Genomic DNA, 25301 nt, shown 5'->3' on the forward strand with positions numbered 1-25301 from the left:
GTCTCGTTTTGCGGCGGGCTGGCATCATCTCGATGTTGCGCTTGGCCGGCCGCACCGTTATAGCGCGAGCTTGCCTTTCCCGGAGCAGCCATGTCCGTCGACATCGAAACCGTCCGGCGCGTCGCGCGCCTCGCCCGCATTGCCGTAACGCCGGAGGATGCCGAGCGCATGACCGGCGAGCTCAACGCCATTCTCGGCTTCGTCGAACAGTTGAATGAAGTCGATGTGGCCGGCGTGGAACCAATGACCTCGGTCATCCCCATGGAGATGAAGAAGCGCCAGGACGCCGTCACCGACGGCAATAAGGCCGCCGACATTGTCGCCAACGCGCCGGCAACCGAGGAGAACTTCTTCCTCGTGCCCAAGGTGGTGGAGTAGGCGATGTCCATAGCGGTCACCGCTGAAAGCCCGCTGCAGGACGATATCCGTGCGCTGATCGACGAACTGAACGCCGCCCTGCTCGAGCTTACCCCGCCAGAGTTCTGCTTCCACATGACGGTGGAGGAAATGGCTGAGCCGGACACGACCGTGTTTGTGGCGCGCGACGATGGCGAGGCGGTCGCGTGCGGTGCCTTGAAGCGCCACCAAGACAGCATTGGCGAGGTCAAGCGCATGTACACCCGGCCGTCGCATCGCGGCAGGAAGATCGGTGCGGCGATCGTGACGCGTATCGAGGATCTTGCCCGGGCCGAGAGCCTCACCCGACTGGTGCTCGAAACAGGCGACCGCCACCCCGCCGCCTGGGCCGTCTATGAACGGGCCGGCTTCACGCGTTGCGGGCCGGTGCTCGACTATCCGGCTTCGCAATGGTCGGTGTTCTACGAAAAGCCTTTGATGGCCGAAGCGGCCTGAACGGATTGCTTATGACCGATTTGACGAAACTCACCATAGCAGCCGCGCGCACGAAGCTGCGCGCCAAGGAAATCACGTCAACCGAGTTGACGGAAGCCTATCTCGGCGCGATCGACCGCGCCAATCCGGTGATCAACGCCTATGTCACGGTTACGCATGATAAGGCCCGGGAGATGGCCAAGGCGTCGGATGCACGGCTGGCGCAAGGCGAGGCTGGAGCGCTCGAAGGCATTCCGCTCGGCATCAAAGACCTGTTCGCGACGGAGGGAGTGCACACACAGGCGTGCAGCCATGTGCTCGACGGCTTCAAGCCGCGCTACGAATCGACCGTCACCGCCAATCTGTGGGCCGATGGTGCCGTAATGCTCGGCAAGCTGAACATGGACGAGTTCGCCATGGGCTCGTCGAATGAAACCTCATATTACGGCCCGGTGATCAATCCCTGGCGCCGTTCGCGCGCGACGACGGCGGTGACGCCTTCGCCACATGCGGGCGAGGGCGGTTTCGTTTCCGACGGCGAGGCCGCGCGTGAGGCGCGCATCGTCGACAATGCCCAACTCGTGCCCGGCGGCTCGTCCGGCGGCTCGGCCGCCGCCGTCTCCGCTTTTCTCTGCGCCGGCGCGACGGCCACGGATACAGGCGGCTCGATCCGCCAGCCGGCTGCCTTTACCGGCACCGTCGGCATCAAGCCGACCTATGGACGCTGCTCGCGCTGGGGCACCGTCGCTTTCGCATCCTCGCTCGACCAGGCCGGTCCCATCGCCCGTGATGTGCGTGATGCGGCAATCCTGCTGAAATCCATGGCATCGGTCGATCCGAAGGACACAACCTCGGTCGACCGGCCCGTGCCGGACTACGAGGCGGCGCTCGGCCAGTCGATAAAGGGCATGAAGGTCGGCATTCCCAAGGAATATCGGGTCGATGGCATGCCCGAGGAAATCGAGGCGCTGTGGCGCAAGGGTATCGCCTGGCTGAAGGACGCGGGCGCGGAGATCGTCGACATATCGCTCCCCCATACCAAATACGCTCTCCCGGCCTACTATATCGTCGCGCCGGCGGAAGCGTCGTCGAATCTCGCTCGCTATGACGGGGTCCGATATGGGCTGCGTGTGCCCGGCAAGGATATTGTCGACATGTACGAAAGGACCCGCGCCGCCGGCTTCGGCCGTGAGGTCAAGCGGCGCGTGATGATCGGCACCTATGTGCTCTCGGCCGGTTATTACGACGCCTACTACCTGCAGGCGCAGAAGGTCCGCACGCTCATCAAGCGCGATTTCGAGGAAGTCTTTGACGCCGGCGTCGACGTCATTCTGACGCCGGCCACGCCGTCCGCCGCCTTCGGCGTTGCCGACCAGGACATGAATGCCGATCCGGTCAAGATGTATCTGAACGACATCTTCACCGTCACCGTGAACATGGCCGGCCTACCTGGTATCGCGGTTCCCGCCGGGCTCGACGGCAACGGCCTGCCGCTCGGCCTGCAGCTCATTGGACGGCCCTTCGACGAGGAGACGCTGTTCCGGACCGCCCATGTCGTGGAGCAGGCCGCCGGCCGCTTCGAGCCGGAGAACTGGTGGTCCTGACGGCTCATTCATTCCGCGCTGCCTTCGTTCGAGCGGCAGTTCAGATGACATGGTGGCGCCGGAGGGCACATGTTCTTCGTGATCTCTAAGGTCTTCTGGTTCGTCGCCCAGCCCGTCAACCTGACGCTGCTGCTCGTCGTCGTCGGACTCGTGGCTTGTGCCTGCGCATGGCGTCGGGTGGGCTACTCTCTGGTCTCGGCGGCCGCCCTGCTGCTTGGCCTGTCCGTCTGGTCCTCACTGGGCGCCAACCTGCTCGCTCCGCTCGAGGACAGGTTTGCCAGGCCGGAAGTATCGCCGGAGAATGTCGCCGGCATCGTGGTTTTGGGCGGCGGACTGGAGGGCAGCATCAACAGGTCTCGCGGCGGTTACGAGCTGAACAGCTCGGGTGATCGGTTCGTCGAGACTGCCATCTTGGCACGACGCTTTCCCGATGCACGCATCCTGGTGTCGGGAGGTTCCGGCGAATTGCTGCTCACCGGCGAGAGCGACGCCGACACTGCGCCGCGCCTGCTCTCGGCGCTGGGTGTCGCGCCCGAGCGCCTGATCCTGGAAAACAAGTCGCGCAATACGGACGAGAACGCTCGATTTTCCCGGGAACTTGCAAAGCCTCAGTCGGGAGAAACGTGGCTTCTGGTCACGTCGGCATTCCATATGCCCCGTTCAGTCGGCCTGTTCCGCAAGGCCGGTTTTGCCGTCGTGCCATGGCCCGTCGACTATCGCACCGCAGGCGACGAGGGCTACGGTTTCTTCGTCGACAATGCGATCGATTCGCTTCAGAATACGACACTGGGCATCCGCGAGTGGATCGGCCTTCTCGCCTATTGGCTGACGGGTCGCATCGATCAGCTTTTGCCTGGGCCCGCCTGAGGCTCCAGCACCGCCTGCCGGGCGGCCGAGAAATATTGCCGCCTGACGAGAACGCCGAGCACAAGCAGTGTCGCTATGGCGAAGACCAGCGGACCGATGAGCCAGCCCAGATAGCCGATAGCGAAAAAGATGCCGCGCAGACCAGTATTGAAGTGCTTGCCAGCGAGGATGTTCATGCGCGCGGCACGCCGCACGGCAAGCTCGATCTGCTCGCCCTGGTCGTGCTCTTGGCGCAGCAGCGGCACGGCACCGACGAGAATCGAGCAATAGTTGAAAAGCCGATACGACCACGCGAATTTGAAGAAAGAGTAGGCGAGCAGCACCGTCAGGCCCAGCACTTTGAACTCGAACAGGCCGCGTGCAGGGCTGTCGAGCAGCGGCAGGTCGGCCAGCACGACAAGCACCTTGTCAGCCTGTTGCAAAAGCGCAAGGCATCCGCCCAGAGCAATGAGCGATGTCGAAGCGAAGAACGCTGTGCCTTGCTGCAGGCCGATCATGATGCTGGTGTCGATCATCCTGAGTTCGCGTTGGGCCATGGTATGCATCCAGGCTTCGCGCTGCCGGTTCATGACAGATGTCAAGGATTCCCGGGAAAACAGCCGACCTTCGATCGACTGCGCATAGAGAACCCACACCGCAAGAAAGAATACCAGGGCTGCGAGGTCAGGCGTCGTCAGGGGGAAGGAATCGGCCATGCTCCTGTGTAGCACGAACGCGGTGCTCGGAGGGTTGCCGTAGCTGCCATGGTTGCGCCTCAAGGATTGATGATTCGTATATAAAAGTATGCCGACAAGCTATTGATTTTACTCAATTCACTACAAGGCGATCGGCTCGACTGCAAATGCCCGCCCAGCTTTTGCCTTTTTTGCGGTTGCGACGGCCGCGGGAACGGCGTATTCATCGCCCCGGTTTAGGGTCGGAACAGGCCGATCGCGGCAAGGTTTCCCGGCTGATGAACGGACAAAAGGAAATCATGGAAGACAGCGTGAATAAATCCTGCTGGGGCCTCACGGCCAAGGCAGTGATCGGGTTTGCGGGCATCATTCTGCTCGCATGGCTGGTCGGTGGCTCGGAATCCGCAGCGGTGCTGGCAACGGCCGGCTGATCCTTCCGCGAACATTCCCGCAGGCGCGGTGGCTTCACCGCGCCTTTTTGTTTGGCTATATGGCAAACGAAGATGTCGCGCCGGGATCAGGCGAAGTCGGCGCGCGCATAGCGCCGGCACGCGGAAAGGCGGCAGCATCAGCGCAATCCGGGAGCCTGACATTGTTTCTTTCGGTTTTCGATCTTTTCAAGATTGGCATCGGTCCGTCGAGTTCTCACACGATGGGGCCCATGACCGCCGCCTCGCGTTTCCTCGAAGAGCTTCTCTCCGGCGAATGGCCTCGGCCCGCGGCGGCCAAGGTTGCGCGTCTCAGCGCAAGCCTGCACGGCTCGCTCGCTTTCACCGGCATCGGGCACGGAACCGACCGGGCCGTGATCCTGGGGCTTGCCGGCGAAACGCCCGTTACCGTCGATCCCGACAAGGCGGATGCGATCGTCGACAGGATCAAGGGGGAAAAGAGCGTTTCGCCCCCAGGTCATCCCGCCTACCGCTTCGATCCCGCGACAGATCTCGTGCTGGACAAGAAGGCGCCGCTGCCGGGCCATGCCAATGGCATGGCGTTCTGCGCCTTCGATGCCGACGACAGACTGCTTCTGCGCCGAATTTATTATTCGACCGGCGGCGGCTTCGTGGTCTCCGATGAGGAGCTTCAACACATGAAGGCGGAGGGCCCGCTGCGTAAGGGGGCGGGAAAGCCCGTGCCCTATCCGTTCGGTAACGCCATGCAGATGCTGACGATGGCTGCGAACAGCGGGCTTTCGATCGCCGCCATGAAGCGCGCCAATGAGGAGCGGCACATGTCCCGCGAGGAACTGGATGCCGGCCTCGACCGGATCTGGGAGGCGATGCGCGCCTGCATCGACCGCGGCCTGTCGCAGGACGGGATCATGCCGGGCGGCTTGAAGGTGCGCCGCCGCGCCCGGCAGTTGCATGACAAGCTGCAGGAAGAATGGCGGACCAACCGCCCGAACCCTCTCCTCGCCAATGACTGGCTCTCGATCTACGCCATGGCCGTCAATGAGGAGAACGCCGCTGGCGGGCGGGTGGTGACCGCGCCGACCAATGGCGCGGCGGGCGTCGTTCCGGCCGTCATGCGTTATTGGCTGCACTTTCATGTCGAAGCGGACCAGGAGTCGATCCGCGACTTCCTTCTGACCGCTGCGGCCATAGGCGGCATCATCAAGCACAACGCCTCGATCTCAGGCGCGGAAGTCGGTTGCCAGGGCGAGGTGGGCTCGGCATCGGCCATGGCGGCGGCCGGACTGTGCGCTGTCATGGGCGGCACCCCCGAGCAGGTCGAGAACGCTGCAGAGATCGCGCTGGAGCATCATCTCGGCATGACATGCGATCCGATCGGTGGGCTCGTTCAGGTACCTTGCATCGAACGCAATGCGCTGGGTGCGGTGAAGGCCGTTACTGCGGCGTCCCTCGCCGTGAAGGGCGATGGGAAGCATTTCGTGCCGCTCGACGCCGCCGTCGAGACCATGCGCCAGACGGGCCTCGACATGAACGAGAAATACAAGGAGACAAGCCTCGGCGGGCTCGCTGTGAATGTGGTGGAATGCTGAAGGCCTGTGCAAAACCGGGCCGGCCATTGAATGCTTCCGTCGCGGTGGCTAATTTTCGCGAATGGCTCTCAATCTCATAAAACTCTGCGTCGGCTGCGACAGCGTCGAAGACCTGGAAGAATGGATCGCTTTCCGGCTCGACGAGCGTCGGCGCGCCGGAGAGCCGGTCGAGCAATATCATACTACCCGGATGGTGCCGACACGTGGCGCCGAGATCACCAGCGGCGGATCGCTCTACTGGGTCATCAAGGGCAGCGTTCAATGCCGGCAGTTGATCACCGAGATACGGCCTTTTACCGACGATGAGGGAATCGGTCGATGCCATCTGATCCTCGATCCGGTCGTCGTGCGAACGGAATGGCAACCACGCCGCGCGTTTCAAGGTTGGCGCTACCTGAAACAGGAAGACGCGCCCGCCGATCTCGGCAAGGGCAGGGCCGGCCTGGTGGAGATGCCACCCAGACTTCGGCAGGAGCTTGCTGAACTCGGCCTGCTTTGACGGAGGCGCAACACCGGCGCACCCCTTGTCAGCGAAGCGGCGAGGGCACATCTTCGTCTGCATGAACGAGAAGTCGCCGTCTGTTCCGAAAAAGCCGGGAGCGGTCCCGACAAAGCCCAGATCCGGGGCCTACGAGGTCGAAGCCTTCCTTGCCCAGGCAAGGGCACTGCAAGGGGGCTCTGATGCAGGGGGCAGGCTCATCCTGGCGCTCGACGCGACGATGAGCCGCCAGCCGACATGGGACCTGGCATGCCGGCTCCAGGGAGAAATGTTCGACGCGGCCGGCAGCCCGCCCGGCAAGCTCTCGGTTCAACTCGTCTATTTTCGAGGCCTTGGGGAATGCAAGGCCTCGCGGTTCGTGAGCGACACCGAAGCCCTCAAGAATCTCATGGTGCGTATCGACTGCCGGGGCGGCCATACGCAGATCGGCAAAGTTCTTTCCCACGCTCTCAAAGAAACCGCGAGACAGAAAGTGAACGCGGTCGTCTTTATCGGGGACGCCATGGAGGAGGAAATCGACGATCTCGCCGAGAAGGCGGGCAGGCTGGGCCTGCATGGCGTGCCGGTCTTCCTCTTTCAGGAAGGGGCTGACGCGAGCGTGGAGCGCGCGTTTCGTGAGATAGCGAGACTGTCCAAGGGGGCATGGTTTCGCTTCGACCGCAACGCCGCCGCCACGCTGGCGCGTCTTCTTTCGGCGGTTGCTCTCTTTGCCACCGGTGGTCGGAAAGCGCTCGCGGCGCGCGGGCGTCCGGAGGATCGGCTCCTGATTGAGAATCTACGGGGCAGTGGGACGTAATGACCGCCGCCTTCTATTTGGTCGCGGTTCTGCTGATGCTTGGCTTGCTGGCGCTCGGCTTGGTTCGGGTCGACGCGGCGCATCTTGCCGGCGCGCTTCGCAAGGCGGGGCCGATCCTCGTGGGCGGCGCCGGTGTCATCCTGATGCTGGTCGGGCGCGCGGCGGTCGGCGGCATGCTCATTTCCGGCGCGCTGGCATGGTACACATACCAGCGAAAATACCAGAGCCTGCGCAAGACACCGGGCAAACGTTCGTCCGTCCGGACGACGACGCTCGAAATGGAACTCGACCACGACACCGGTGGGCTGGACGGGACGGTGCTGGCCGGCAAGTACGCGGGAAAGGCGCTCGGCCAGATGTCGATGCCTGACCTACTCGACCTGCGTGCCGAACTCGCCGGCGACGACGAAAGCCGCCGCCTACTTGAGACGTATCTTGACGGCCGTTTTCCCGTCTGGCGCCACGACGCTGAGGCGGGTGTTGGCGAAAGGCAGCGAACTGCGCCAGGTGCGGGCACCATGACTAAGGAGGAGGCCTACAAGATCCTTGGTCTTGAAGCGGGCGCCTCCACGGCGGACGTCCGCAAGGCGCACCGCCGCCTGATGCAACGCCTGCACCCCGATCTGGGGGGCTCGTCTTTCCTGGCGGCGCGCATCAACGAAGCCAAGGACGTCCTTCTCTCCGATCACGACTGATTCTCCTTCGACTGATACTTCCCGGGAGATGGGTGAGATCGCCTCATCCGTTATTGCTGGACCGCGTAGCAGGCGATCTTCTGCTTCTTCAGGGCGCCGCAAGCATCCCATGCGGCGGTCTTCGTTTCGAAGCCGCCGAAGCGGGCGCGGTAGTAAGTGACACCGCCCTTCTCGAAGGGGACGGTGAAGCCGGCGGCCTCGGCAAGGATGCGGGGCGCTCGCTTGCTGGCCTTGGCGAGTGCTGCCTTTGCTTCCTCGTCGCTCGGCGAGGAAGCAATCTGGACCACCCAACCAGCTCGAGCGGTCGATGCCGTCTTGACCGGATCGACGGTGGAAGGTGTGGAGCCGGCATAACCCTGCTCGACCGGCGCCACGTCGCCGAATGCCTCCGCGATACGCCTCGACGGCGTGGGTGCCCCGGCGTCGAGCGATGCGATCTGAACCCCTTCGGCGGCGGGACGCGCGTCGGGCGTGGGCGCGTTCTTCTTCGGCAGCATGGCGGCGGCAATGGCCTTCACCGGCGTATCGGCGCGGATCTCGGCCGGTGCACTGCGCGCAATCAGGTCGCCACCGTCGCGGCCAGACGCTTTGGGCAGATACTTCTTGATCAGCTCCGCCATATGATTGTCGCGGGAGCGGCCACTCACCCCCCCCATGACAACGGCGACGATCTTGCGATCGCCTGACTTCACCGACGAGACCAGATTGAAGCCCGAGGCGTTGGTGTAACCGGTCTTGATGCCATCCACGCCTTCGATGCGTCCCAGCAGCTTGTTGTGGTTGCCCATGCGTTGACGACCGAAGGTGAAGGATCGGGTCGAGAAATAGTCGTAATACTGCGGGAAGTGCTCACGCAGCGCGATACCGAGCGTCGCCATGTCGCGGGCCGTCGAATGCTGCGCGGAATTGGGCAGGCCGGACGCGTTCTTGAAGACCGTATCGCCCATGCCGAGCTTGCGCGCCTTGCTCGTCATGATCCGGGCAAAACCTTCCTCGGAGCCGCCGAGATATTCCGCGATGGCTGCGGCGGCGTCATTGGCCGATTTCGTGACGAGCGCGTAGATGATGGTTTCGGCCGTTACCGAGTTGCCCGGCTTCACACCGAGCTTCGTGGGAGGCTTCGCCGAGGCGTTGGCCGAGAAGGGAATGCGCGTCGACTTCTTGAGCTTGCCCGACTCCATTGCCTCGAAGACCAGATAAAGGGTCATCATCTTGGTCAGGGATGCGGGGTAGCGCTCGGCATCCGCATTCGCGGAAAACAGCGTCTTGCCGGTGTTGGCATCGACGACGATCGCCGCATAGCGCGAATTGGCCACAGCTGGCGCGACGGATGTCAAGCCGATCGCAACCGCCAGCAAAGCGCCGGCCCAGGTTTTCGGGCGAAATAAGGTGAGGATAGGGTGACGAGCCAGCGACGCCTGACGCACTGTTACATCCTTTGAGTTTTCGTTGCATCCCCGAGGCACGGCAAAGGATCCGGCCTCGCATTCGAAAACCCTTAGGCAATCAATCTTACCAATCCGTTTATGGTAACCAGGATGTTGACGGTTTCCGGTGAGGTTTCGGTTAATTTTCGCCGCTTCTTAGCGATTGGCCATCACTGCCGCTGCGGCAGCAGCCATTGACTTTTTGTGCGACGCACAATAAAAAGGCTGCAACGCACAAAGATGTGCGTGCTCCGCTCCCCGTCGAACTGGAAAAGGTTCACTGATGACGCAGCCGTTTGAAGAGGCCAACAAGGTTGGCAAGGAATACCTGGACGCCAGCCTGAAGAGCTTTGCCTCTCTGTCCAAAAGCGTGCAGGCGATTGCCGTCGAGACCAGCGAGTACACCAAGAAGTCGTTCGAGGCCGGTAGCGCCGCCGTCGAAAAGCTGATTTCCGCCAAGACGCTGGACAAGGCCTTCGAGGTCCAGACCGATTATGCCAAGCAGGCCTATGAAAGTTTCGTCGCCGAGGCGACAAAGCTGGGCGAGCTTTACGCAGAGGTCGCCAAGGATGCCTACAAGCCGTTTGAGGCCGTGGTCGCCAAGGCGAAATAGCGGCTCATCACAAGCTTCGCAAAAGGACCCGGCTGCATAACTGCGGCCGGGTCCTTTTTTGTTCCCGCTTCACTCTTGGATGATCAGAGCCTGAAAATTTGGCCCCTACCCGAAAGGGCCATATTGTCAGCGAGAAAGAAGGTCTTAAAATCTGGCTATGAGCACCTACATGTCGAGACCGGGAAGGGATTCGGCGACAAGGAAAGCGCTTTGACGATCGGCGGGTTGGCCATGCATGCTGGTATGGTACGGATGCAGAATGGCGACGACGGCAACAACACTGTCGGCCGAGGCACCGCGGTCATAACGCGCACCAGGACAAAGACGAAAAAACCAAGTCTGTACCGCGTCCTGATCCTGAACGACGACTATACTCCGATGGAATTCGTGGTCCACGTGCTGGAGCGCTTCTTCCAGAAGGACAGGGAGGCAGCGACCCGCATCATGCTTCACGTTCACAATCACGGCGTGGGCGAATGCGGGGTCTATACATTCGAAGTGGCGGAGACCAAAGTGACGCAAGTCATGGACTTCGCCCGCCAGCACCAGCATCCGCTGCAATGCGTGATGGAGAAGAAGTGAGGTATTGAATGCCGGCTTTCTCGCAGGGCCTCGAAAAGGCGTTACATCAGGCACTCACTTTCGCCAATGAACGTCATCATGAATACGCCACGCTCGAGCACCTTCTGCTCGCGCTGATCGACGACAATGACGCGTCGGCGGTCATGCGTGCCTGCAACGTCGATCTCGACGAGTTGAAGCAGACCGTACTGACTTACATCGACACCGAACTCGACAATCTCGTCACCGGCTATGACGAGGATTCCAAGCCTACAGCGGGCTTCCAGCGAGTGATCCAGCGCGCGGTCATCCATGTCCAATCGTCCGGCCGCGAGGAGGTTTCGGGGGCCAACGTGCTCGTCGCGATCTTCGCCGAGCGCGAGAGTCATGCGGCCTATTTCCTCCAGGAACAACAGATGACCCGCTACGATGCGGTCAACTACATTTCGCACGGCATCGCCAAGCGTCCGGGCGCCAGCGAAAGCCGGACGCCGCGGGGCGCCGAGGACGATCAGGCCGGACAGGGCAGTGGCGATTCCTCGGATGAAAACGGCAAGAAGAAGCAGCAGGACGCGCTGAGCGCCTATTGCATCAATCTCAACCAGAAGGCCAAGTCCGGCCGTATCGACCCGTTGATCGGTCGCGCATCCGAGATCGGCCGTACCATTCAGGTGCTGTGCCGTCGTTCGAAGAACAACCCGCTCTACGTCGGCGATCCCGGCGTGGGCAAAACCGCGATCGCCGAGGGCCTCGCCAAGAGGATCGTCGAGGGCGATGTTCCGGAAGTGCTTGCCGGCGCCACGATCTTCGCGCTCGACATGGGCACCTTGCTTGCCGGCACACGCTATCGTGGCGACTTCGAGGAGCGTCTGAAGCAGGTCGTGAAGGAACTCGAGGAATATCCGGGCGCGGTTCTGTTCATCGACGAGATCCATACCGTCATCGGAGCCGGAGCGACCTCCGGCGGCGCGATGGACGCATCCAACTTGCTGAAACCTGCGCTCTCCTCGGGGACGATTCGCTGCATCGGCTCGACCACCTACAAGGAGTTCCGCCAGTTCTTCGAGAAGGATCGGGCTCTGGTGCGTCGCTTCCAGAAGATCGACGTCAACGAGCCGTCGGTCGACGACGCGATCGAGATCATGAAGGGCCTGAAGCCCTATTACGAGGACTTCCACAAGGTTCGCTACACAAACGACGCCATCAAGGCGGCGGTCGAGCTTTCGGCTCGCTACATCAGCGATCGCAAGCTGCCCGACAAGGCAATCGACGTGATCGACGAGACCGGTGCCTCGCAAATGCTCCTGCCCGAAGGCCGGCGCAAGAAGACGATCAGCGTGAAGGAGATCGAAGCGACGATCGCCACCATGGCGCGCATCCCGCCGAAGACGGTATCGGCCGACGACGAGAAGGTGCTCGCCGGATTGGAGAACGAGCTGAGACGGGTCGTGTATGGCCAGGACACCGCCATCAGCGCGCTCGCTTCCGCGATCAAACTGGCGCGTGCCGGACTGCGGGAGCCGGAGAAGCCGATCGGCTGCTACCTGTTCTCGGGGCCGACGGGCGTCGGCAAGACGGAAGTCGCCAAGCAGCTTGCCGCGTCGCTCGGTGTCGAGCTGCTGCGCTTCGACATGTCGGAATATATGGAGCGCCACACGGTCAGCCGGCTGATCGGCGCGCCTCCCGGCTATGTGGGATTCGACCAGGGTGGGTTGCTGACCGACGGTGTCGACCAGCATCCGCATTGCGTGCTCCTGCTCGACGAGATCGAGAAGGCGCATCCCGACCTGTTCAACATCCTTCTGCAGGTCATGGATCATGGCAAGCTGACGGACCACAACGGCAAGCAGATCGACTTCCGCAACGTGATCCTGATCATGACCACGAATGCGGGCGCGGCCGACATGGCCAAGGCCGCGATCGGCTTCGGCTCGTCCAAACGCGAAGGTGACGATATGGAGGCGATCAACCGGCTGTTCACGCCGGAGTTCCGCAATCGTCTCGACGCCATCATTCCGTTCGGCTCGCTTCCGATCCCGGTGGTCCACCAGGTCGTGCAGAAGTTCGTCATGCAGCTCGAGGCCCAGCTGTCCGAGCGTGGCGTCACCTTCGACCTGTCGCCGGAAGCAGTCGCCTGGCTCGCCGACAAGGGCTACGACGAGCGCATGGGCGCACGGCCGCTCGGCCGGGTGATACAGGAGCATATCAAGAAGCCGTTGGCGGAAGAAGTGCTCTTCGGCAAGCTGAAGAAGGGCGGCACGGTTCGCGTGACGGTCGAGAACAAGGAGAGCGGCGAGACGGGCCTCAAGCTCGAAACCATCGCCGACGAGATCCCGGTGAAGCCCAAGAAGGAAGAGCCGAAGAAGGATCCCGCGCCGCGCAGGGCCAAGAAGCCGGCCAAGAAAGCAGTGGCGCAGAAGCCGAAACCGGCCGGCAAGGGAGGCGCGAAACGCAGCCTTGTGCCGCAGCTCCCGCGCAAGGGGTAAGCACCTCGAGGGAAACGAGCGAAAGGGCCTCGGTGACGAGGCCCTTTCGCTTTTGATTGGTCCAATCGGACCGAAGCGCTGACTCGTCGGCCGCCCCGTGCTAATCGCGCCCCGATGCAGGAAGCCAACGCTCAACCGACCTTCAACCTGCGCCGGACCTGGTTCCTGCGCGGGATTTGGGCCGCTGTTTCTATTCCCGGGCTTATCCTAGCCAGTGCGTTTGTCGGCTTTGCCGGACTTGCCAAGGAGGCCGGTTTCACCCTTGCGGAAACCGTCTTCATGGTCGCCGTCGTGTGGGCCCTGCCTGGCAAGGTGGTTCTGATCGGCGCCGTCCTGTCGGGCGGCACGGTCTGGGCGGCCGCTTTCGCGGTAGCGTTGTCTTCCGTTCGGCTGATGCCGATGGTGGTTGCGCTGGTGCCGGAGATGCGCGGCCCCCGCACGCCGAACTGGGTGCTCTATCCGCTTTCACATTTCGTGGCCGTGACGTCATGGGTGCTTGCCATGGAGCAGCTCCGCGGCGTTCCCCGAACCATGCGCACGACCTTTTACGCCGGGCTCGGTGTAACACTGGTCGCCTTCAATATGGCCGTCACGGCGGTCGTCTTCCTGGTTGCCGAAAGCTTGCCGCCCACGGTTTCCGCCGCGCTCCTGATGCTCACGCCGATGTATTTCCTGACGTCGTTATGGGGATCGGCGCGGGAAAGGGCAGGGCACGTCGCCATGATCCTTGGCCTCGTGCTCGGGCCCCTCTTCCATATGGTCCTGCCCGGATTCGAACTGCTGGCCGCTGGAATGATCGGTGGCGGAGCGGCATACGGCCTCCATCGCCTCTCGCATCGGAGAAAGCGCACATGACCTTCGAGGGCATCGACGCCTGGTGGTGGCCTTATGTTTTCATTCTCATTGCCGGCTGGCTGGCGACCGATAGCTGGCGGTTCCTCGGCGTCTATTTGGGCGGTCGCATCGCTGATGATTCCAACCTTCTCGTGCTCGTCCGAGCAATGGCGACCGCGCTGGTTGCCGCGGTCATCGGCAATTTGATCGCCTTTCCTACCGGCGCGCTTGCGTCGAGTTCGCTCGCGCTGCGGGCCGGTGCCGCGGCGTTGGGATTTCTGGCCTACTTTTTCCTCGGGAAAAGGATCCTGCTCGGAATCTGCGTGGCGGAAGCGGTGCTGATTGCAGGTCTTGCCCTGGGCGGCTGATCGCCAACCGTTGGCTCAGGCTTCGGCCAAGGCGGCCCTGATCTTGTCGGCGTTGGCGGCAAGCACCTCCGGTTTCTCCATCTGGCCGGTATGAGGACGCAGCGCCACGCCTTCGAAACGCGGCAGGATGTGGACGTGCAGATGGAAGACGACCTGGCCTCCGGCCTGTTCGTTGAATTGCTGAACGGTCACGCCCTCGGCGGAGAACGCTTTCACGACGGCCCGCGCCAGCTTCTGAGTGGTGAGACAGACCGCGGCGAGGCTCTCCGGTTCCACGTCGAGGATGTTGCGGGCCGGCTTCTTGGGAATCACCAGGCAGTGGCCGTCGCCGCGCGGCATGATGTCCATGAAGGCGAAGGTGTCCCCATCCTCGTAGAGCTTGTAGGCCGGCAGTTCACCGCGCAGGATCTTCGCGAAGGCGTTGTTCGGGTCGTAGGCCGCGGTCATTGTTTCCTCGTTGCGTTTCGTCACCGGCGCTTCCCGAAGGGACCGCTCTAATTCGGGGTGCATGTTTCCCCGTTGCGGCACGAAGCGTCAAGGCGTGGGTCGATGTTTCGCCTGGAAGAAGCGCTCAATCACCTTTGCGAAATGGTCCGTGTTCCTGGAGATAAGCGCCCATGCGCGCCACCTCCCGCCTCTCATGCTCCAGATACTCGGCTACCGCCCGCTTCAGCCCGGGATGGGCGATGTAATGCGCCGACTGCACGGTGACCGGAAGATAGCCGCGGGCGAGCTTATGTTCGCCCTGGGCGCCGGCTTCCACCGTCTTCAGCTTCCGGGCGATCGCGAAATCGATTGCCTGATGATAGCAGACCTCGAAATGCAGAAACGGGTGGTCTTCGATGCAGCCCCAGTTGCGGCCGTAAAGCGTATCCGAGCCGATGAAGTTTATGGCGCCGGCAATATAGCGTCCGTTGCGCTTGGCCATGACCAGGAGGATGTCGTCCGCCATACGCTCGCCGATGAGCGAGAAAAAGCGCCGATTGAGATAGGGACGACCCCATTTGCGTCCGCCGGTATCCATGTAGAACGCGAAGAAGTCGTCCCAGGTCGCTTCCGTGATGTCGCTGCCCGTCAGCCACTCGATCGAGATGCCATCCGCCAACGCCTTGCGCCGTTCGGCCTTGAGCGCCTTGCGCTTTCGTGAGGCGAGCGTGGCGAGAAATTCGTCATAGCTGCCATAACCATCATTGAGGAAATGAAATTGCTGGTCTGCACGCCGCAGATAGCCAGCAGCTTCCAGAGCGGTCATGTCCGATTGCTGGACGAAGGTAACGTGGGCGGAGGAGACGCCGAGCCGGTCAGTCACGGCCTTGAGGCCGGCAGCAAGGGCGGCCCGGTTTGCTTCTGCGTTTCCTGCGGTGAGAAGGCGCGGCCCCGTGACCGGCGTGAAGGGCACCGAGGACTGGAGCTTGGGATAGTAACGGCCGCCGGCCCGTTCGAAGGCGTCGGCCCAGCCGTGGTCGAAAACATACTCGCCCTGGCTATGCGACTTCGCGTAGCAAGGAACGGCGCCGAGCAACCGGCCATTCTCTGTTTCGAGCCGCAAATGGTTGCCTTGCCAGCCGGTTTTCGCCGTGGCGCATGCAGAATCTTCTAGAGATGTAAGAAAACCAAAGGAAAGGAATGGGTTGAAAGGTTCTCCTTGCGTTTTGCGCGAAGTACCTCCAAGGCTTTCCCATTCTTCCCGACTGAATGCGCCTATGCTTGTGGCGATGCGGATGGCGTGAGCGCCATCCGCATTTCTTTGTGCCGCTTCGGTCCCGTTACCCATGCCGCTTACTTACGCCTCGGTCGGGAATGCGCAAGGGCGCCGCGTTCACCTTCATGCGACGAGCGGCGGTTCGAACCCTTCGAACGTCATCTGGTCGGCCTGGGCAAAGGTCTTGTCGACCATTTGCTGATCGCGCACGGTCCAGGTGATGACTGGCATCTTCAACCTGTGGCGGACGAAGCTGATGAATGGATTGGGCAGGTGGACGACGCTGTAGGATACGAACGAGATGCCGTGGCCCAGCATGGAAAAATGCGCCTCGATCTCGTGCGGCCGGTCGCCCGAAGCCGTGAGGCCGGCGGGAATGCCTGAAGCCTGGCCTGGAAACTGCCTGATAAGCCAGTGATCGAAGGACATGATCGCGACCTTGCCCGAATAGGACCTGAGCGCTTGCGCCACCTTGCCCACCAGCCCGTTATCCTTGCCGGGAATCCCCTTCAGCTCGATGATCAGGGGCACGCGCCCGCGGACCAGTGCCAGAAGCTCGGCAAGCGTCGGCACATGATCAGCGGTTCCGCCCACCCGCAGGGCGGCGAACTCCGCGGCAGTCCTCTGCCACACGAAACCTTCGGTTCCGGTGAGGCGCGCGAGGTCGTTGTCGTGAAAGACGACGACTTCGCCATCGAGCGTCAGATGCACATCGCATTCGATGGCGTAGCCACGCTCGACCGCCGCCGCGAAGGCCGAAAGCGTGTTCTCCCAACGGCTCCTGTTCAGATCATGGAAGCCGCGATGGGCGATCGGATGCCGGGTCAGCCAGGAGATATTGCTCATGAGCGGTCACTCGACCTCGATGACGGCTTCGATCTCGACCGGAGCGTTGAGCGGCAGCGCCGCCGTGCCGACTGCCGAGCGCGCATGTTTGCCATTGTCGCCGAGCACGGCCACGAGAAAGTCCGAGGCGCCATTAGCCACCAGATGCTGTTCGACAAACCCTGGAGCCGAAGCGACGAAAACAGTGATCTTCACGATGCGCTTGATCCTTGCGAGGTCGCCGATGGCCGCCTTGGCCTGCGCCAATATGTTGATCGCGCAGTATTTCGCGGCCTCCTGGCCTGTGGCCACATCGAGGTCCTGCCCCAATAGACCTGTCGCTGAAAGCTTGCCGTCCCTCAGCGGCAATTGGCCCGCAGTCATCACCAGATTGCCTGTACGGGAATAGGGCACATAGTTCGCGGCCGGCGCAGCGGCTGCCGGCAGCGCGACGCCGAGATCGGCGAGCCGTTGTTCGATTGTATCGCCCATAGTCTGGTCCTCATTTCTGTATGGGAGTGTCTCGATGCCGGGAAGTTGCTATTTTTGCCTCGCTTCCGCCACGAGTTTTTTTATTGTGGCCTATCCGCCTATCGCGGCTGCCTGCGGCCGCACTTCTGGAGTTTTGCCGATGCGCTTCATGCGCCTTGCTTACGTCGCCCTTGCCTCTTCCCCGCTCCTTGGGACCGGGCCAGCGCTGTCCGCCCAGCTTCTGGCGCCGCACCGGGCCGTCTACGACCTCGTGCTCGACAATGCGTCCGATCGTTCGGGGATCACGGGCCTCGCCGGGCGGATGGTGTACGAGTTCAACGGTTCCCCCTGCGAAGGTTATACGGTGAACTTCCGTTTCGTCACCAAGATCGACACGCGCGACTTGTCGCGGATGACCGACCAGCAGACAACCACCTTCGAGGACGGAGAAGGCAAAACCTTCGATTTCGTGACGAAGTCATTCGTCGAGCGCAGCCTGGATAGCGAGGTGAAGGGCTCGGCAAGGCTGGAGTCGTCCGGCCTGAAAGTGGACCTCGACAAACCGGAAAAGCAGACGCTTCAACTCGACAGCACCCAGTTTCCGACGCACCACCTGATCGAGTTGATCGACAAGGCCAAAAAGGGCGAAACCTTTTACGAAACCACGCTCTTCGATGGCTCGGAAGACGCCGATCGCGTCATGACCACCACGGTCGTGGTTGGGAAGCAGGGGGCGTCACCCCAAAACGATCCGGAACTGCCGGCGATGAACAAGCTTGCGCCGGCGCCATATTGGCCGGTCGAGATCGCTTATTTCGACCTGTCCAGCGACACCGATGGCGAAGAGGTGCCGGAATACCGGATTTCCTTCAAGCTCCATGAGAACGGCGTCACCCGCGATCTCCTGATGGACTACGGCGATTTCTCGATGCGAGGGAAGCTTGTGAACCTTTCTCTTTTCGACGCGCCGAAGCCCTGCGACTGAGATCGCGTTCGGAAAGCCGGGATTCCATGGCCGTTTACGTCGATGATGCGATCTGGCATTGGGCCGGCCGTCGATGGTGCCACCTGATGGCCGACGACATTGCCGAATTGCACCGCTTCGCGGCACGGCTCGGCGTCCATCGTTCGAGCTATCAAGGGCCTCCTAAGACCTCGGCCCCCCATTACGACATCACCGGCCTTGAACGTGACCGAGCCTTGCGGCTTGGCGCCGTACCGTGTGGTCGCGCGGAGATCGTGCAGGTCTTTCGGCGCGTGCGCGTTCCGCGTCGCGTGAAAGCCCCGGGGGAGGTCGAGGCATGACAGCTACGGCATTTGTAGCCCATTTCTTCGGAATCGAAGCCCGCATAGATGGTCAATCGGGTGGCTGACGGGGCGATGATAAAGACGGGAGCGTTGATCGCTTCACGGTGAGCCGGGCATTCGTTGCCCGACGCTTACCTTCATTCGTTCCGCGAACGCTTGCATTTGCGCCGCCCAGCCTCTATATGGCCGACCATTCCACACACGGACATGGGTTGCCGCGCGGGAGAAATCCGACGGAACCTCCGGTGGCGTAGCGGACCGATCCGCCACGTCAAGCGTCCGTGGAGGTTCAACCGGAAAGGAAAGCTAGAATGGCTCTGCCAGATTTCAGCATGCGCCAGCTTTTGGAAGCTGGCGTTCACTTCGGCCACCAGACCCATCGCTGGAACCCGAAGATGGCGCCCTACATCTACGGCGCCCGCAACAACATTCACGTCATCGATCTCTCGCAGACGGTTCCGCTGCTTCACCAGGCGCTGAAGCAGGTGTCTGACGTCGTGGCCCGGGGTGGTCGCGTGCTTTTCGTCGGCACCAAGCGCCAGGCGTCGGAGATCGTTGCCGATGCCGCGCAGCGCTCGGCCCAGTACTACGTCAACTCCCGCTGGCTCGGCGGCATGCTGACCAACTGGAAGACGATCTCGAATTCGATTCAACGCCTGCGTAAGCTCGACGAGCTTCTCGCTGGTGAAGCTCAGGGCTTCACCAAGAAGGAGCGCCTGAACCTCGAACGCGAGCGTGAAAAGCTCGACCGCGCCCTGGGCGGCATCAAGGACATGGGCTCTACGCCCGACCTGATGTTCGTGATCGATACCAACAAGGAAGCGATCGCCATCCAGGAAGCCAAGCGGCTCGGCATTCCGGTCGTGGCCGTCATCGATTCGAACTGCGATCCGGACAAGGTCGACTATCCGATTCCGGGCAACGACGATGCGCAGCGCGCCATTGCGCTCTATTGCGATCTCGTCGCCAAGGCGGCCATCGACGGCATCGCCCGCCAGCAGGGAGCCCTCGGCGTCGACATCGGCGAGTCGGTCGAGGCCCCGGTGGAGCCGGCGCTCGAGGAGACTCCGGCGGACGACCAGGCCGGCGCCTGATCCGCGAAGGTCCGGGGACCTTCAGACTATCTTGGACCTGGCGCGATATTCCCGCGCCTATCGCCGGCGCATCATCGAACATTCGGTGGTGCGCTGGTTCGTTTAGACACAAAGAGGCGAAGATGAGCATTTCCGCTGCACAGGTAAAACAGCTCCGCGACATGACCGGCGCGGGCATGATGGACTGCAAGGCCGCCCTTGCCGAAACCAACGGCGATATGGAGGCGGCCGTCGACTGGCTGCGCAAGAAGGGTATCGCCAAGGCCGACAAGAAGGCCGGCCGCACCGCGGCCGAGGGTTTGGTCGGCGTCGCCGCCGACGCAACGAGCGCCGTTGTTGTCGAAGTCAATTCCGAGACGGACTTCGTCGCTCGCAACGCTGCCTTCCAGGAGATCGTACGCAACGTGGCCCAGCTGGCGCTCGCGACCGACGGCTCTACCGAGAAGGTCGGCGAGGCTGCCTATCCCGGCACAGGCAAAAGCGTCACCGAGACGATCAAGGATGCGGTCGGCACGATCGGCGAGAACATGAGCTTCCGTCGTTCGGCAAAGCTGTCCGTTTCCGCCGGCGCCGTGGCGACCTACGTCCATAACGCCGCCGCCGACAACCTTGGGAAGATGGGTGTTCTGGTTGCCGTCGAGACGGCGGGCAACGCGGATGCCGCGCGCGCCTTCGGGCGCCAGGTCGCGATGCATGTCGCAGCGACCAATCCGCTCGCGCTGACCGCCGAGGAAATCGACCCGACCGTGATCGCACGCGAAAAGGACATCTTCTCCGACCAGGCGCGCCAGTCGGGCAAGCCCGAGAACATCATCGAGAAGATGGTGGAAGGCCGCCTGCGCAAGTTCTACGAGGAAGTCGTGCTCCTCAAGCAGGCCTTCGTGCTCAACCCCGACCTCACCGTCGAAGCCGCGCTGAAGGCGGCCGAGAAGGAGATCGGCGCTCCGGCCAAGATCGCCGGCTATGTGCGTTTCGCACTCGGCGAAGGCATCGAGAAGGAAGAGTCCGACTTCGCCGCGGAGGTTGCGGCCGCGGTTAAAAAGTAACGCTGCATCAAGCGCTTCCCAGCGGACAATGAAGGGCGCCCCGTGACATGGGGGCGCCCTTCGTGTATCGCAGGGCCGATCTGCGCGGATCTTCGGCATGCGGACCTCTCCGCGTCGACCGCTCCTGACCAGAACCGACGAGGAATCAATGACGGCGAAACCCCTTTACCGACGTGTCCTGTTGAAAGCGTCGGGCGAGGCGCTGATGGGTGACCAGCATTTCGGCATCGACGTGTCGGTGGTCGATCGCATCGCCGCCGATATCGCCGAAGCGCGGTCGCTCGGCGTGGAGGTGGGGGTCGTGATCGGCGGCGGCAACATCTTCCGTGGCGTCGCGGTGGCTTCCAAAGGAGGCGACCGGGTGACCGGAGACCATATGGGCATGTTGGCGACGGTCATAAACTCGCTGGCGCTACGCACGTCCCTGGTCAAGATCGGCGTCGATGCCGTCGTGCTCTCGGCCATCGCCATGCCGGAACTTTGCGAGAGCTTCTCCCAGCGGCAGGCCACGGCCTACATGAATGCCGGTAAGGTGGTTATTTTCGCCGGGGGCACGGGCAACCCGTTCTTCACCACGGATTCGGCGGCCGCCTTGCGGGCGGCCGAGATCGGCGCCGACGCCCTTTTCAAGGGGACCCAGGTCGACGGTGTGTATTCCAGCGACCCGAAGAAGGATCCCGACGCAGTTCGCTACGACCGCATCACCCATGAGGAAGTGCTGGTCCGGGGCTTGTCGATCATGGATACCGCCGCGATTGCACTTGCACGGGAAAACCACATTCCGATAATCGTCTACTCGATTCACGAAGCGGGCGGCTTCGGCGAGATATTGAGGGGCGGCGGACACTGTACAGTCGTCGCAGACTAGCATGGCGGCCAGGAAACGCGCACCAGAGACGATGGCGCCGTGAATCTCGAGAGATTGGATTTGAAGTTCCAGGGCGCTGGTGCCATCAATTGGAACGCGGGCCGAGCGCAAAACGTATTGAGTAGCGGCCGGAAGGAGATATCAAGATGAGCAACGGGGCTGACTTCAAGGATTTGCAGAGACGTATGGACGGTGCCATCACCGCTTTCCAGCACGATCTGGCTTCGCTCCGGACGGGACGCGCCTCCAGTAACCTTCTTGATCCGATCCAGGTCCAGGCCTACGGGTCGCCGATGCCGATCAACCAGGTGGCGACGGTTTCTGTCCCGGAACCACGCATGCTCTCGGTTTCGGTCTGGGACAAGCAATTGGTCGGCGCGGTCGATCGCGCAATCCGCGAATCCAATCTCGGCTTCAATCCAATCGTCGACGGCACGACGCTGCGCATTCCCTTGCCCGAGCTCAACGAGCAGCGCCGCAAGGAGTTGGTCAAGATTGCGCATCAATATGCCGAACATGCGCGCGTCGCGGCGCGGCATGTGCGCCGCGATGGCATGGAGCATATCAAGAAAGCGGAAAAGGACGGGGAAATCAGCCAGGACGAATCCCGGACCCAGTCCGACCGGGTCCAAAAGCTGACAGACGAGAAGATCGCGCAGATCGACAGCATGCTGGCCGAGAAGGAAGCTGAGATCATGCACGTCTGACCGCGCGGTCGGCGGGAAGGCGGTAGAAAAGATAATGACAACGCCCGCGCATGTCGCGATCATCATGGATGGCAATGGCCGCTGGGCCAAGGCGCGCGGCTTGCCACGCGTGGCCGGTCACCGCGCCGGCGTCGAGGCCCTGCGGCAGACGGTGCGTGCTGCCGGGGAAATGGGCATCGAGTGGCTGACCGTTTACGCCTTTTCGTCGGAGAACTGGTCGCGGCCGAAATCCGAGGTCAGCGACCTCATGGGACTGCTGAAGCTCTTCATCCGGCGTGACCTGGCGGAGCTCCACAAGCACGGCGTGCGGGTACGCGTCATCGGCGAGCGGGACGGGCTCGAACCGGACATCCGGGCGCTGCTCGAGGAGGCGGAAGAGCTGACGCGCGCCAACCGCTCGCTGAATCTCGTCATCGCCTTCAACTATGGCTCCCGGGACGAGATCGCGCGCGCGGCGCGCAAAGCCGCGCTTGCAGTCAAGGCCGGCAAGATAGACCCGGATTCGATCAGCGCCGATACGTTCGGCGAGTTCCTGGACACGACCGGGATACCTGACCCTGACCTGATCATCCGCACCAGCGGCGAACTGCGCCTGTCGAACTTCCTGCTCTGGCAAGCCGCTTATGCCGAGTTGGTCTTTCTCCCGTGCTACTGGCCGGATTTCGGGCGGACGGATCTGGCCGAAGCCCTGCGCAGTTTTGCATCCCGCGAAAGGCGCTTCGGCGGCGTTGCCGCCCGCGACGTCGCGCTATGAGCGACGGCGGCGATTCGCAGTCAAGCTCTCCCGGACGCTTGAGCAATCTTCAGACCAGGATCGTCTCTTCCGTTGTCCTGATCGTTGCGGTGATGGGTGTGACATGGCTCGGCGGAACGGCTTTCGCCATGCTTGCCGCAGCAATCTCCGGGGCGATCTTCTATGAATGGACCCGCATGTCGCGCGGCGAGGGCAGCGCCGGCCATCATGCAACGGCGGCCGTGCTGCTCGGCGTCGTCCTGATCCTGCTTCTCGTGGGTGTCGAGGCAAAGCTGATCTTCGGCGCCGCCGCCATAGCCATCCTCTTGTCCGCTCTCGATGCAAAATGGCGCCGCCAAGGGCTGGGGACGACTGCGGGGCTCTCTTATGCCGCCCTGTCGGGCATTTCGCTGGCGCTGCTGCGCGACGGCGACAGCCGGGGACTTGCCGCGATCCTCTTCCTGTTCGCCACGGTGTGGGTGACCGACATCATGGCCTATTTCGTCGGACGTTCGCTGGGCGGCCCGAAGCTCGCCCCCGCCATCTCGCCAGGGAAGACCTGGAGCGGAGCGATCGGCGGCGCCATAGGGGGCGTTCTTGCGGGGGCTGGCGCCGCGGCTGCGACGGGCTACTCGGAGATGGCGCTGGCGGGAGCCGTCGCTTTTGTCCTTTCTGTGGTCTCGCAGGTCGGCGATCTCTTCGAATCGTGGATCAAGCGGCGGCATGGCGTGAAGGATTCGAGCCAGCTCATCCCCGGCCATGGCGGTGTCATGGATCGTGTCGACGGGCTGGTGGCCGCTGCGTTCGCCCTGTATGTGATCGGAGCGCTGCTCGGCGGGGCGGGCCGGCCCGCTCACGGCTTGTTCCCCATCTGAGATGGCCACGCCGATGAACGGAACCGTTTCATGAAATCGGCGCGCTCCTGCCACGGATTCGCCGAGATTAACGTCAAATTCGTTTCGCGGCGGATCGCCGCCGAGGGTAAGCTTTGACCGAGTTCCTTTCCCATCTGTTCAGTATCGACGGCGTTCTTATCGGCACGATCGTGCCGTTCCTCTTTGTCCTCACGATCGTCGTTTTTGTCCATGAGATGGGCCACTATCTCGTCGGCCGCTGGTGTGGGATCGGCGTAACTGCGTTCTCGATCGGCTTCGGTCCCGAGCTTCTGGGGTTCAATGACCGCCGCGGGACGCGGTGGAAGCTGTGCGCCATCCCTCTGGGCGGTTATGTGAAATTCGTGGGCGACATGGGCGTGACAAGCCAGCCCGACAAGGCAGAGGCGGATGCGTTGCCCGAGGAACAGCGGCGGGTGGCCTTCCACAACCAAGCCGTCTGGAAGCGAGCGTTGACCGTTTTTGCCGGCCCGGCGTTCAATTTCCTGCTCACCATTGCCGTCTTCGCCGTCATGTTCTCCATCTACGGCCGGTTCGTGTCGGAGCCGACCGTTGCGGAGGTTCGGCCGGACTCGCCCGCCGCCGCCGCGGGTTTCCTCCCGGGAGACAGGTTCCTCAGCGTCGACGGCCAGCCCGTTGAAACGTTCGCGGACGTGCAGCGTCTTGTGTCGGGCAGGGCAGGTGATCCCATCGTGTTCGTCATGTCGCGGGACGGTGGCGAGGTCACGCTGACCGCGACGCCGGCGGTGAGCGAGCAGAAGGACCCGTTGGGCAACGTGGTCAAGATCGGCGTCATCGGCGTGGTCAACAACGAAGCCATGGGGCAACCGCGCGTCATCAGCTACACGCCGACCCAGGCTCTTGGCCAGGCAGTGCTCGAAACCGGCCACATCATATCCCGCACCGGGCAGTTCCTGACTCGTTTCGTGGTGGGGCGCGAGGACAAATGCCAGCTTGGCGGGCCCGTCAAGATCGCCGACATGGCCGGCAAGGCGGCCCGGATGGGCTTCGAATGGCTGGTGCAGCTCGTGGCGCTGTTGTCGGTGGGCATCGGTTTCCTCAACCTTCTTCCGATCCCCCCCCTTGATGGCGGCCATCTGGTCTTCTATGGCGTGGAGGCCGTGACAGGGCGCCCGGTGTCGGAACGCGCCACGGAATTCATCTATCGTACCGGGTTTTTTCTGGTACTGGTGTTCATGGGATTCGTTTTCTGGAACGACCTGTTCGGCTGTTGAAATCATGGGGGAAATAGCTTCGGGGGAAGCTGTGTTGAGATTGCATTTACCATGCCGCGGGATAGGCGTGACGCGAAAGCCACGGCCAGCGGTTTAGTAAATTCAAATTAACCAGAAGCCTTGCGTGTAGGGAAAATCCGACTATTACGGTATCGAGTTGACGCC

29 protein-coding genes are annotated in these 25301 nt (G+C 62.5%); 23 read left to right on the forward strand and 6 right to left on the reverse strand.

All coding sequences use genetic code 11. From position 1 onward, the window contains the following. Positions 1 to 90 precede the first annotated feature (90 nt). The 4 genes from gatC (at position 91) to ACCO56_RS12805 (ending at position 3302) form a co-directional block, all read left to right on the forward strand. Positions 91 to 378, forward strand: coding sequence for an Asp-tRNA(Asn)/Glu-tRNA(Gln) amidotransferase subunit GatC (gene gatC, locus ACCO56_RS12790; protein ID WP_433641139.1), 288 nt, complete (start codon positions 91 to 93; stop codon positions 376 to 378). A 3-nt stretch (positions 379 to 381) separates the two neighbouring features. Continuing rightward, positions 382 to 852, forward strand: coding sequence for a GNAT family N-acetyltransferase (locus ACCO56_RS12795; protein WP_433641140.1), 471 nt, complete (start codon positions 382 to 384; stop codon positions 850 to 852). A gap of 11 nt (positions 853 to 863) precedes the next feature. After that, complete coding sequence (locus tag ACCO56_RS12800; RefSeq protein ID WP_433641141.1) at positions 864 to 2435, forward strand: amidase; 1572 nt, start codon at positions 864 to 866, stop codon at positions 2433 to 2435. Positions 2436 to 2504: 69 nt separating this feature from the next. Continuing rightward, the gene (locus ACCO56_RS12805) at positions 2505 to 3302 is read left to right on the forward strand and encodes a YdcF family protein (protein ID WP_433641142.1); all 798 of its coding nucleotides are present in this window, start codon (positions 2505 to 2507) and stop codon (positions 3300 to 3302) included. On the opposite strand, the gene ACCO56_RS12810 is transcribed toward ACCO56_RS12805, so the two are convergent. Continuing rightward, positions 3278 to 3997, reverse strand: coding sequence for a DUF599 domain-containing protein (locus ACCO56_RS12810; RefSeq protein WP_433641143.1), 720 nt, complete (start codon positions 3995 to 3997; stop codon positions 3278 to 3280). The two genes, ACCO56_RS12805 and ACCO56_RS12810, sit on opposite strands and share 25 nt — an antisense overlap. A gap of 146 nt (positions 3998 to 4143) precedes the next feature. Here ACCO56_RS12810 and ACCO56_RS12815 point away from each other — a divergent pair, with 146 nt between their 5' ends. The 5 genes from ACCO56_RS12815 (at position 4144) to ACCO56_RS12835 (ending at position 7965) form a co-directional block, all read left to right on the forward strand. Then, the gene (locus ACCO56_RS12815; RefSeq protein ID WP_433641144.1) at positions 4144 to 4407 is read left to right on the forward strand and encodes a hypothetical protein; all 264 of its coding nucleotides are present in this window, start codon (positions 4144 to 4146) and stop codon (positions 4405 to 4407) included. A 161-nt stretch (positions 4408 to 4568) separates the two neighbouring features. Continuing rightward, a complete protein-coding gene (locus tag ACCO56_RS12820; RefSeq protein WP_433641145.1) occupies positions 4569 to 5975 on the forward strand; it encodes an L-serine ammonia-lyase in 1407 nt (468 codons plus the stop codon). A gap of 61 nt (positions 5976 to 6036) precedes the next feature. Further along, on the forward strand, positions 6037 to 6474 hold the full coding sequence (locus ACCO56_RS12825) for a DUF1489 family protein (protein ID WP_433641146.1): 438 nt from the start codon (positions 6037 to 6039) through the stop codon (positions 6472 to 6474). A gap of 61 nt (positions 6475 to 6535) precedes the next feature. Then, positions 6536 to 7270, forward strand: coding sequence for a VWA domain-containing protein (locus ACCO56_RS12830; RefSeq protein ID WP_433641147.1), 735 nt, complete (start codon positions 6536 to 6538; stop codon positions 7268 to 7270). Then, positions 7270 to 7965, forward strand: coding sequence for a DnaJ domain-containing protein (locus ACCO56_RS12835; RefSeq protein WP_433641148.1), 696 nt, complete (start codon positions 7270 to 7272; stop codon positions 7963 to 7965). The genes ACCO56_RS12830 and ACCO56_RS12835 overlap by 1 nt, the downstream gene beginning before the upstream one ends. Before the next feature lie 50 nt (positions 7966 to 8015). On the opposite strand, the gene ACCO56_RS12840 is transcribed toward ACCO56_RS12835, so the two are convergent. Further along, positions 8016 to 9377 carry an SPOR domain-containing protein gene (locus ACCO56_RS12840; RefSeq protein WP_433641510.1) on the reverse strand — a complete coding sequence of 454 codons (1362 nt, stop codon included), beginning with the start codon at positions 9375 to 9377 and terminating at the stop codon, positions 8016 to 8018. 298 nt (positions 9378 to 9675) lie between these two features. Here ACCO56_RS12840 and ACCO56_RS12845 point away from each other — a divergent pair, with 298 nt between their 5' ends. From ACCO56_RS12845 to ACCO56_RS12865, 5 genes are all read left to right on the forward strand, one after another. Continuing rightward, on the forward strand, positions 9676 to 10005 hold the full coding sequence (locus ACCO56_RS12845; protein ID WP_433641149.1) for a phasin family protein: 330 nt from the start codon (positions 9676 to 9678) through the stop codon (positions 10003 to 10005). A 231-nt stretch (positions 10006 to 10236) separates the two neighbouring features. Further along, positions 10237 to 10587 (forward strand): ATP-dependent Clp protease adapter ClpS, encoded by a 351-nt coding sequence (gene clpS, locus ACCO56_RS12850; RefSeq protein WP_433641511.1) that lies wholly within the window; start codon positions 10237 to 10239, stop codon positions 10585 to 10587. Positions 10588 to 10595: 8 nt separating this feature from the next. Continuing rightward, on the forward strand, positions 10596 to 13052 hold the full coding sequence (gene clpA, locus ACCO56_RS12855; RefSeq protein WP_433641150.1) for an ATP-dependent Clp protease ATP-binding subunit ClpA: 2457 nt from the start codon (positions 10596 to 10598) through the stop codon (positions 13050 to 13052). A gap of 114 nt (positions 13053 to 13166) precedes the next feature. Beyond that, positions 13167 to 13907, forward strand: a complete 741-nt coding sequence (locus tag ACCO56_RS12860; protein ID WP_433641151.1) for an AzlC family ABC transporter permease — start codon at positions 13167 to 13169, stop codon at positions 13905 to 13907. After that, a complete protein-coding gene (locus ACCO56_RS12865) occupies positions 13904 to 14254 on the forward strand; it encodes an AzlD domain-containing protein (RefSeq protein ID WP_433641152.1) in 351 nt (116 codons plus the stop codon). The genes ACCO56_RS12860 and ACCO56_RS12865 overlap by 4 nt, the downstream gene beginning before the upstream one ends. Positions 14255 to 14269: 15 nt before the next feature. On the opposite strand, the gene ACCO56_RS12870 is transcribed toward ACCO56_RS12865, so the two are convergent. The 4 genes from ACCO56_RS12870 to ACCO56_RS12885 form a co-directional block, all read right to left on the reverse strand. Next, positions 14270 to 14701, reverse strand: a complete 432-nt coding sequence (locus tag ACCO56_RS12870; RefSeq protein WP_433641512.1) for an HIT family protein — start codon at positions 14699 to 14701, stop codon at positions 14270 to 14272. A 124-nt stretch (positions 14702 to 14825) separates the two neighbouring features. Further along, positions 14826 to 16028 (reverse strand): GNAT family N-acetyltransferase, encoded by a 1203-nt coding sequence (locus ACCO56_RS12875; protein WP_433641153.1) that lies wholly within the window; start codon positions 16026 to 16028, stop codon positions 14826 to 14828. A 51-nt stretch (positions 16029 to 16079) separates the two neighbouring features. Further along, complete coding sequence (locus ACCO56_RS12880) at positions 16080 to 16802, reverse strand: glycerophosphodiester phosphodiesterase (RefSeq protein ID WP_433641154.1); 723 nt, start codon at positions 16800 to 16802, stop codon at positions 16080 to 16082. A gap of 6 nt (positions 16803 to 16808) precedes the next feature. Beyond that, the gene (locus ACCO56_RS12885) at positions 16809 to 17273 is read right to left on the reverse strand and encodes a RidA family protein (RefSeq protein ID WP_433641155.1); all 465 of its coding nucleotides are present in this window, start codon (positions 17271 to 17273) and stop codon (positions 16809 to 16811) included. Positions 17274 to 17412: 139 nt separating this feature from the next. On the opposite strand from ACCO56_RS12885, the gene ACCO56_RS12890 reads away from it, so the two are divergent. The 9 genes from ACCO56_RS12890 to rseP all read left to right on the forward strand — a co-directional run bounded on the left by ACCO56_RS12890 (position 17413) and on the right by rseP (position 25136). Then, the gene (locus ACCO56_RS12890) at positions 17413 to 18237 is read left to right on the forward strand and encodes a cell envelope integrity EipB family protein (RefSeq protein ID WP_433641156.1); all 825 of its coding nucleotides are present in this window, start codon (positions 17413 to 17415) and stop codon (positions 18235 to 18237) included. A gap of 26 nt (positions 18238 to 18263) precedes the next feature. After that, a complete protein-coding gene (locus ACCO56_RS12895) occupies positions 18264 to 18557 on the forward strand; it encodes a DUF4031 domain-containing protein (RefSeq protein WP_433641157.1) in 294 nt (97 codons plus the stop codon). 314 nt (positions 18558 to 18871) lie between these two features. Next, positions 18872 to 19654, forward strand: coding sequence for a 30S ribosomal protein S2 (gene rpsB / locus ACCO56_RS12900; protein WP_433641158.1), 783 nt, complete (start codon positions 18872 to 18874; stop codon positions 19652 to 19654). 122 nt (positions 19655 to 19776) lie between these two features. After that, a complete protein-coding gene (gene tsf, locus ACCO56_RS12905) occupies positions 19777 to 20700 on the forward strand; it encodes a translation elongation factor Ts (protein WP_433641159.1) in 924 nt (307 codons plus the stop codon). A gap of 148 nt (positions 20701 to 20848) precedes the next feature. Continuing rightward, entirely contained in the window at positions 20849 to 21568 is a 720-nt protein-coding gene (pyrH, locus tag ACCO56_RS12910; protein ID WP_433641160.1) for a UMP kinase, read from the forward strand. Positions 21569 to 21714: 146 nt separating this feature from the next. Then, complete coding sequence (gene frr, locus ACCO56_RS12915) at positions 21715 to 22275, forward strand: ribosome recycling factor (RefSeq protein ID WP_433641161.1); 561 nt, start codon at positions 21715 to 21717, stop codon at positions 22273 to 22275. A 34-nt stretch (positions 22276 to 22309) separates the two neighbouring features. After that, on the forward strand, positions 22310 to 23029 hold the full coding sequence (locus ACCO56_RS12920; RefSeq protein ID WP_433641162.1) for an isoprenyl transferase: 720 nt from the start codon (positions 22310 to 22312) through the stop codon (positions 23027 to 23029). Between the two features lie 38 nt (positions 23030 to 23067). After that, on the forward strand, positions 23068 to 23883 hold the full coding sequence (locus ACCO56_RS12925) for a phosphatidate cytidylyltransferase (protein WP_433641163.1): 816 nt from the start codon (positions 23068 to 23070) through the stop codon (positions 23881 to 23883). A gap of 113 nt (positions 23884 to 23996) precedes the next feature. After that, entirely contained in the window at positions 23997 to 25136 is a 1140-nt protein-coding gene (rseP, locus tag ACCO56_RS12930; protein ID WP_433641164.1) for an RIP metalloprotease RseP, read from the forward strand. The last annotated feature ends 165 nt before the right edge of the window (positions 25137 to 25301 follow it).

The sequence above is a fragment of the Mesorhizobium sp. 1B3 genome (assembly GCF_050958605.1).
Lineage (GTDB): Bacteria > Pseudomonadota > Alphaproteobacteria > Rhizobiales > Rhizobiaceae.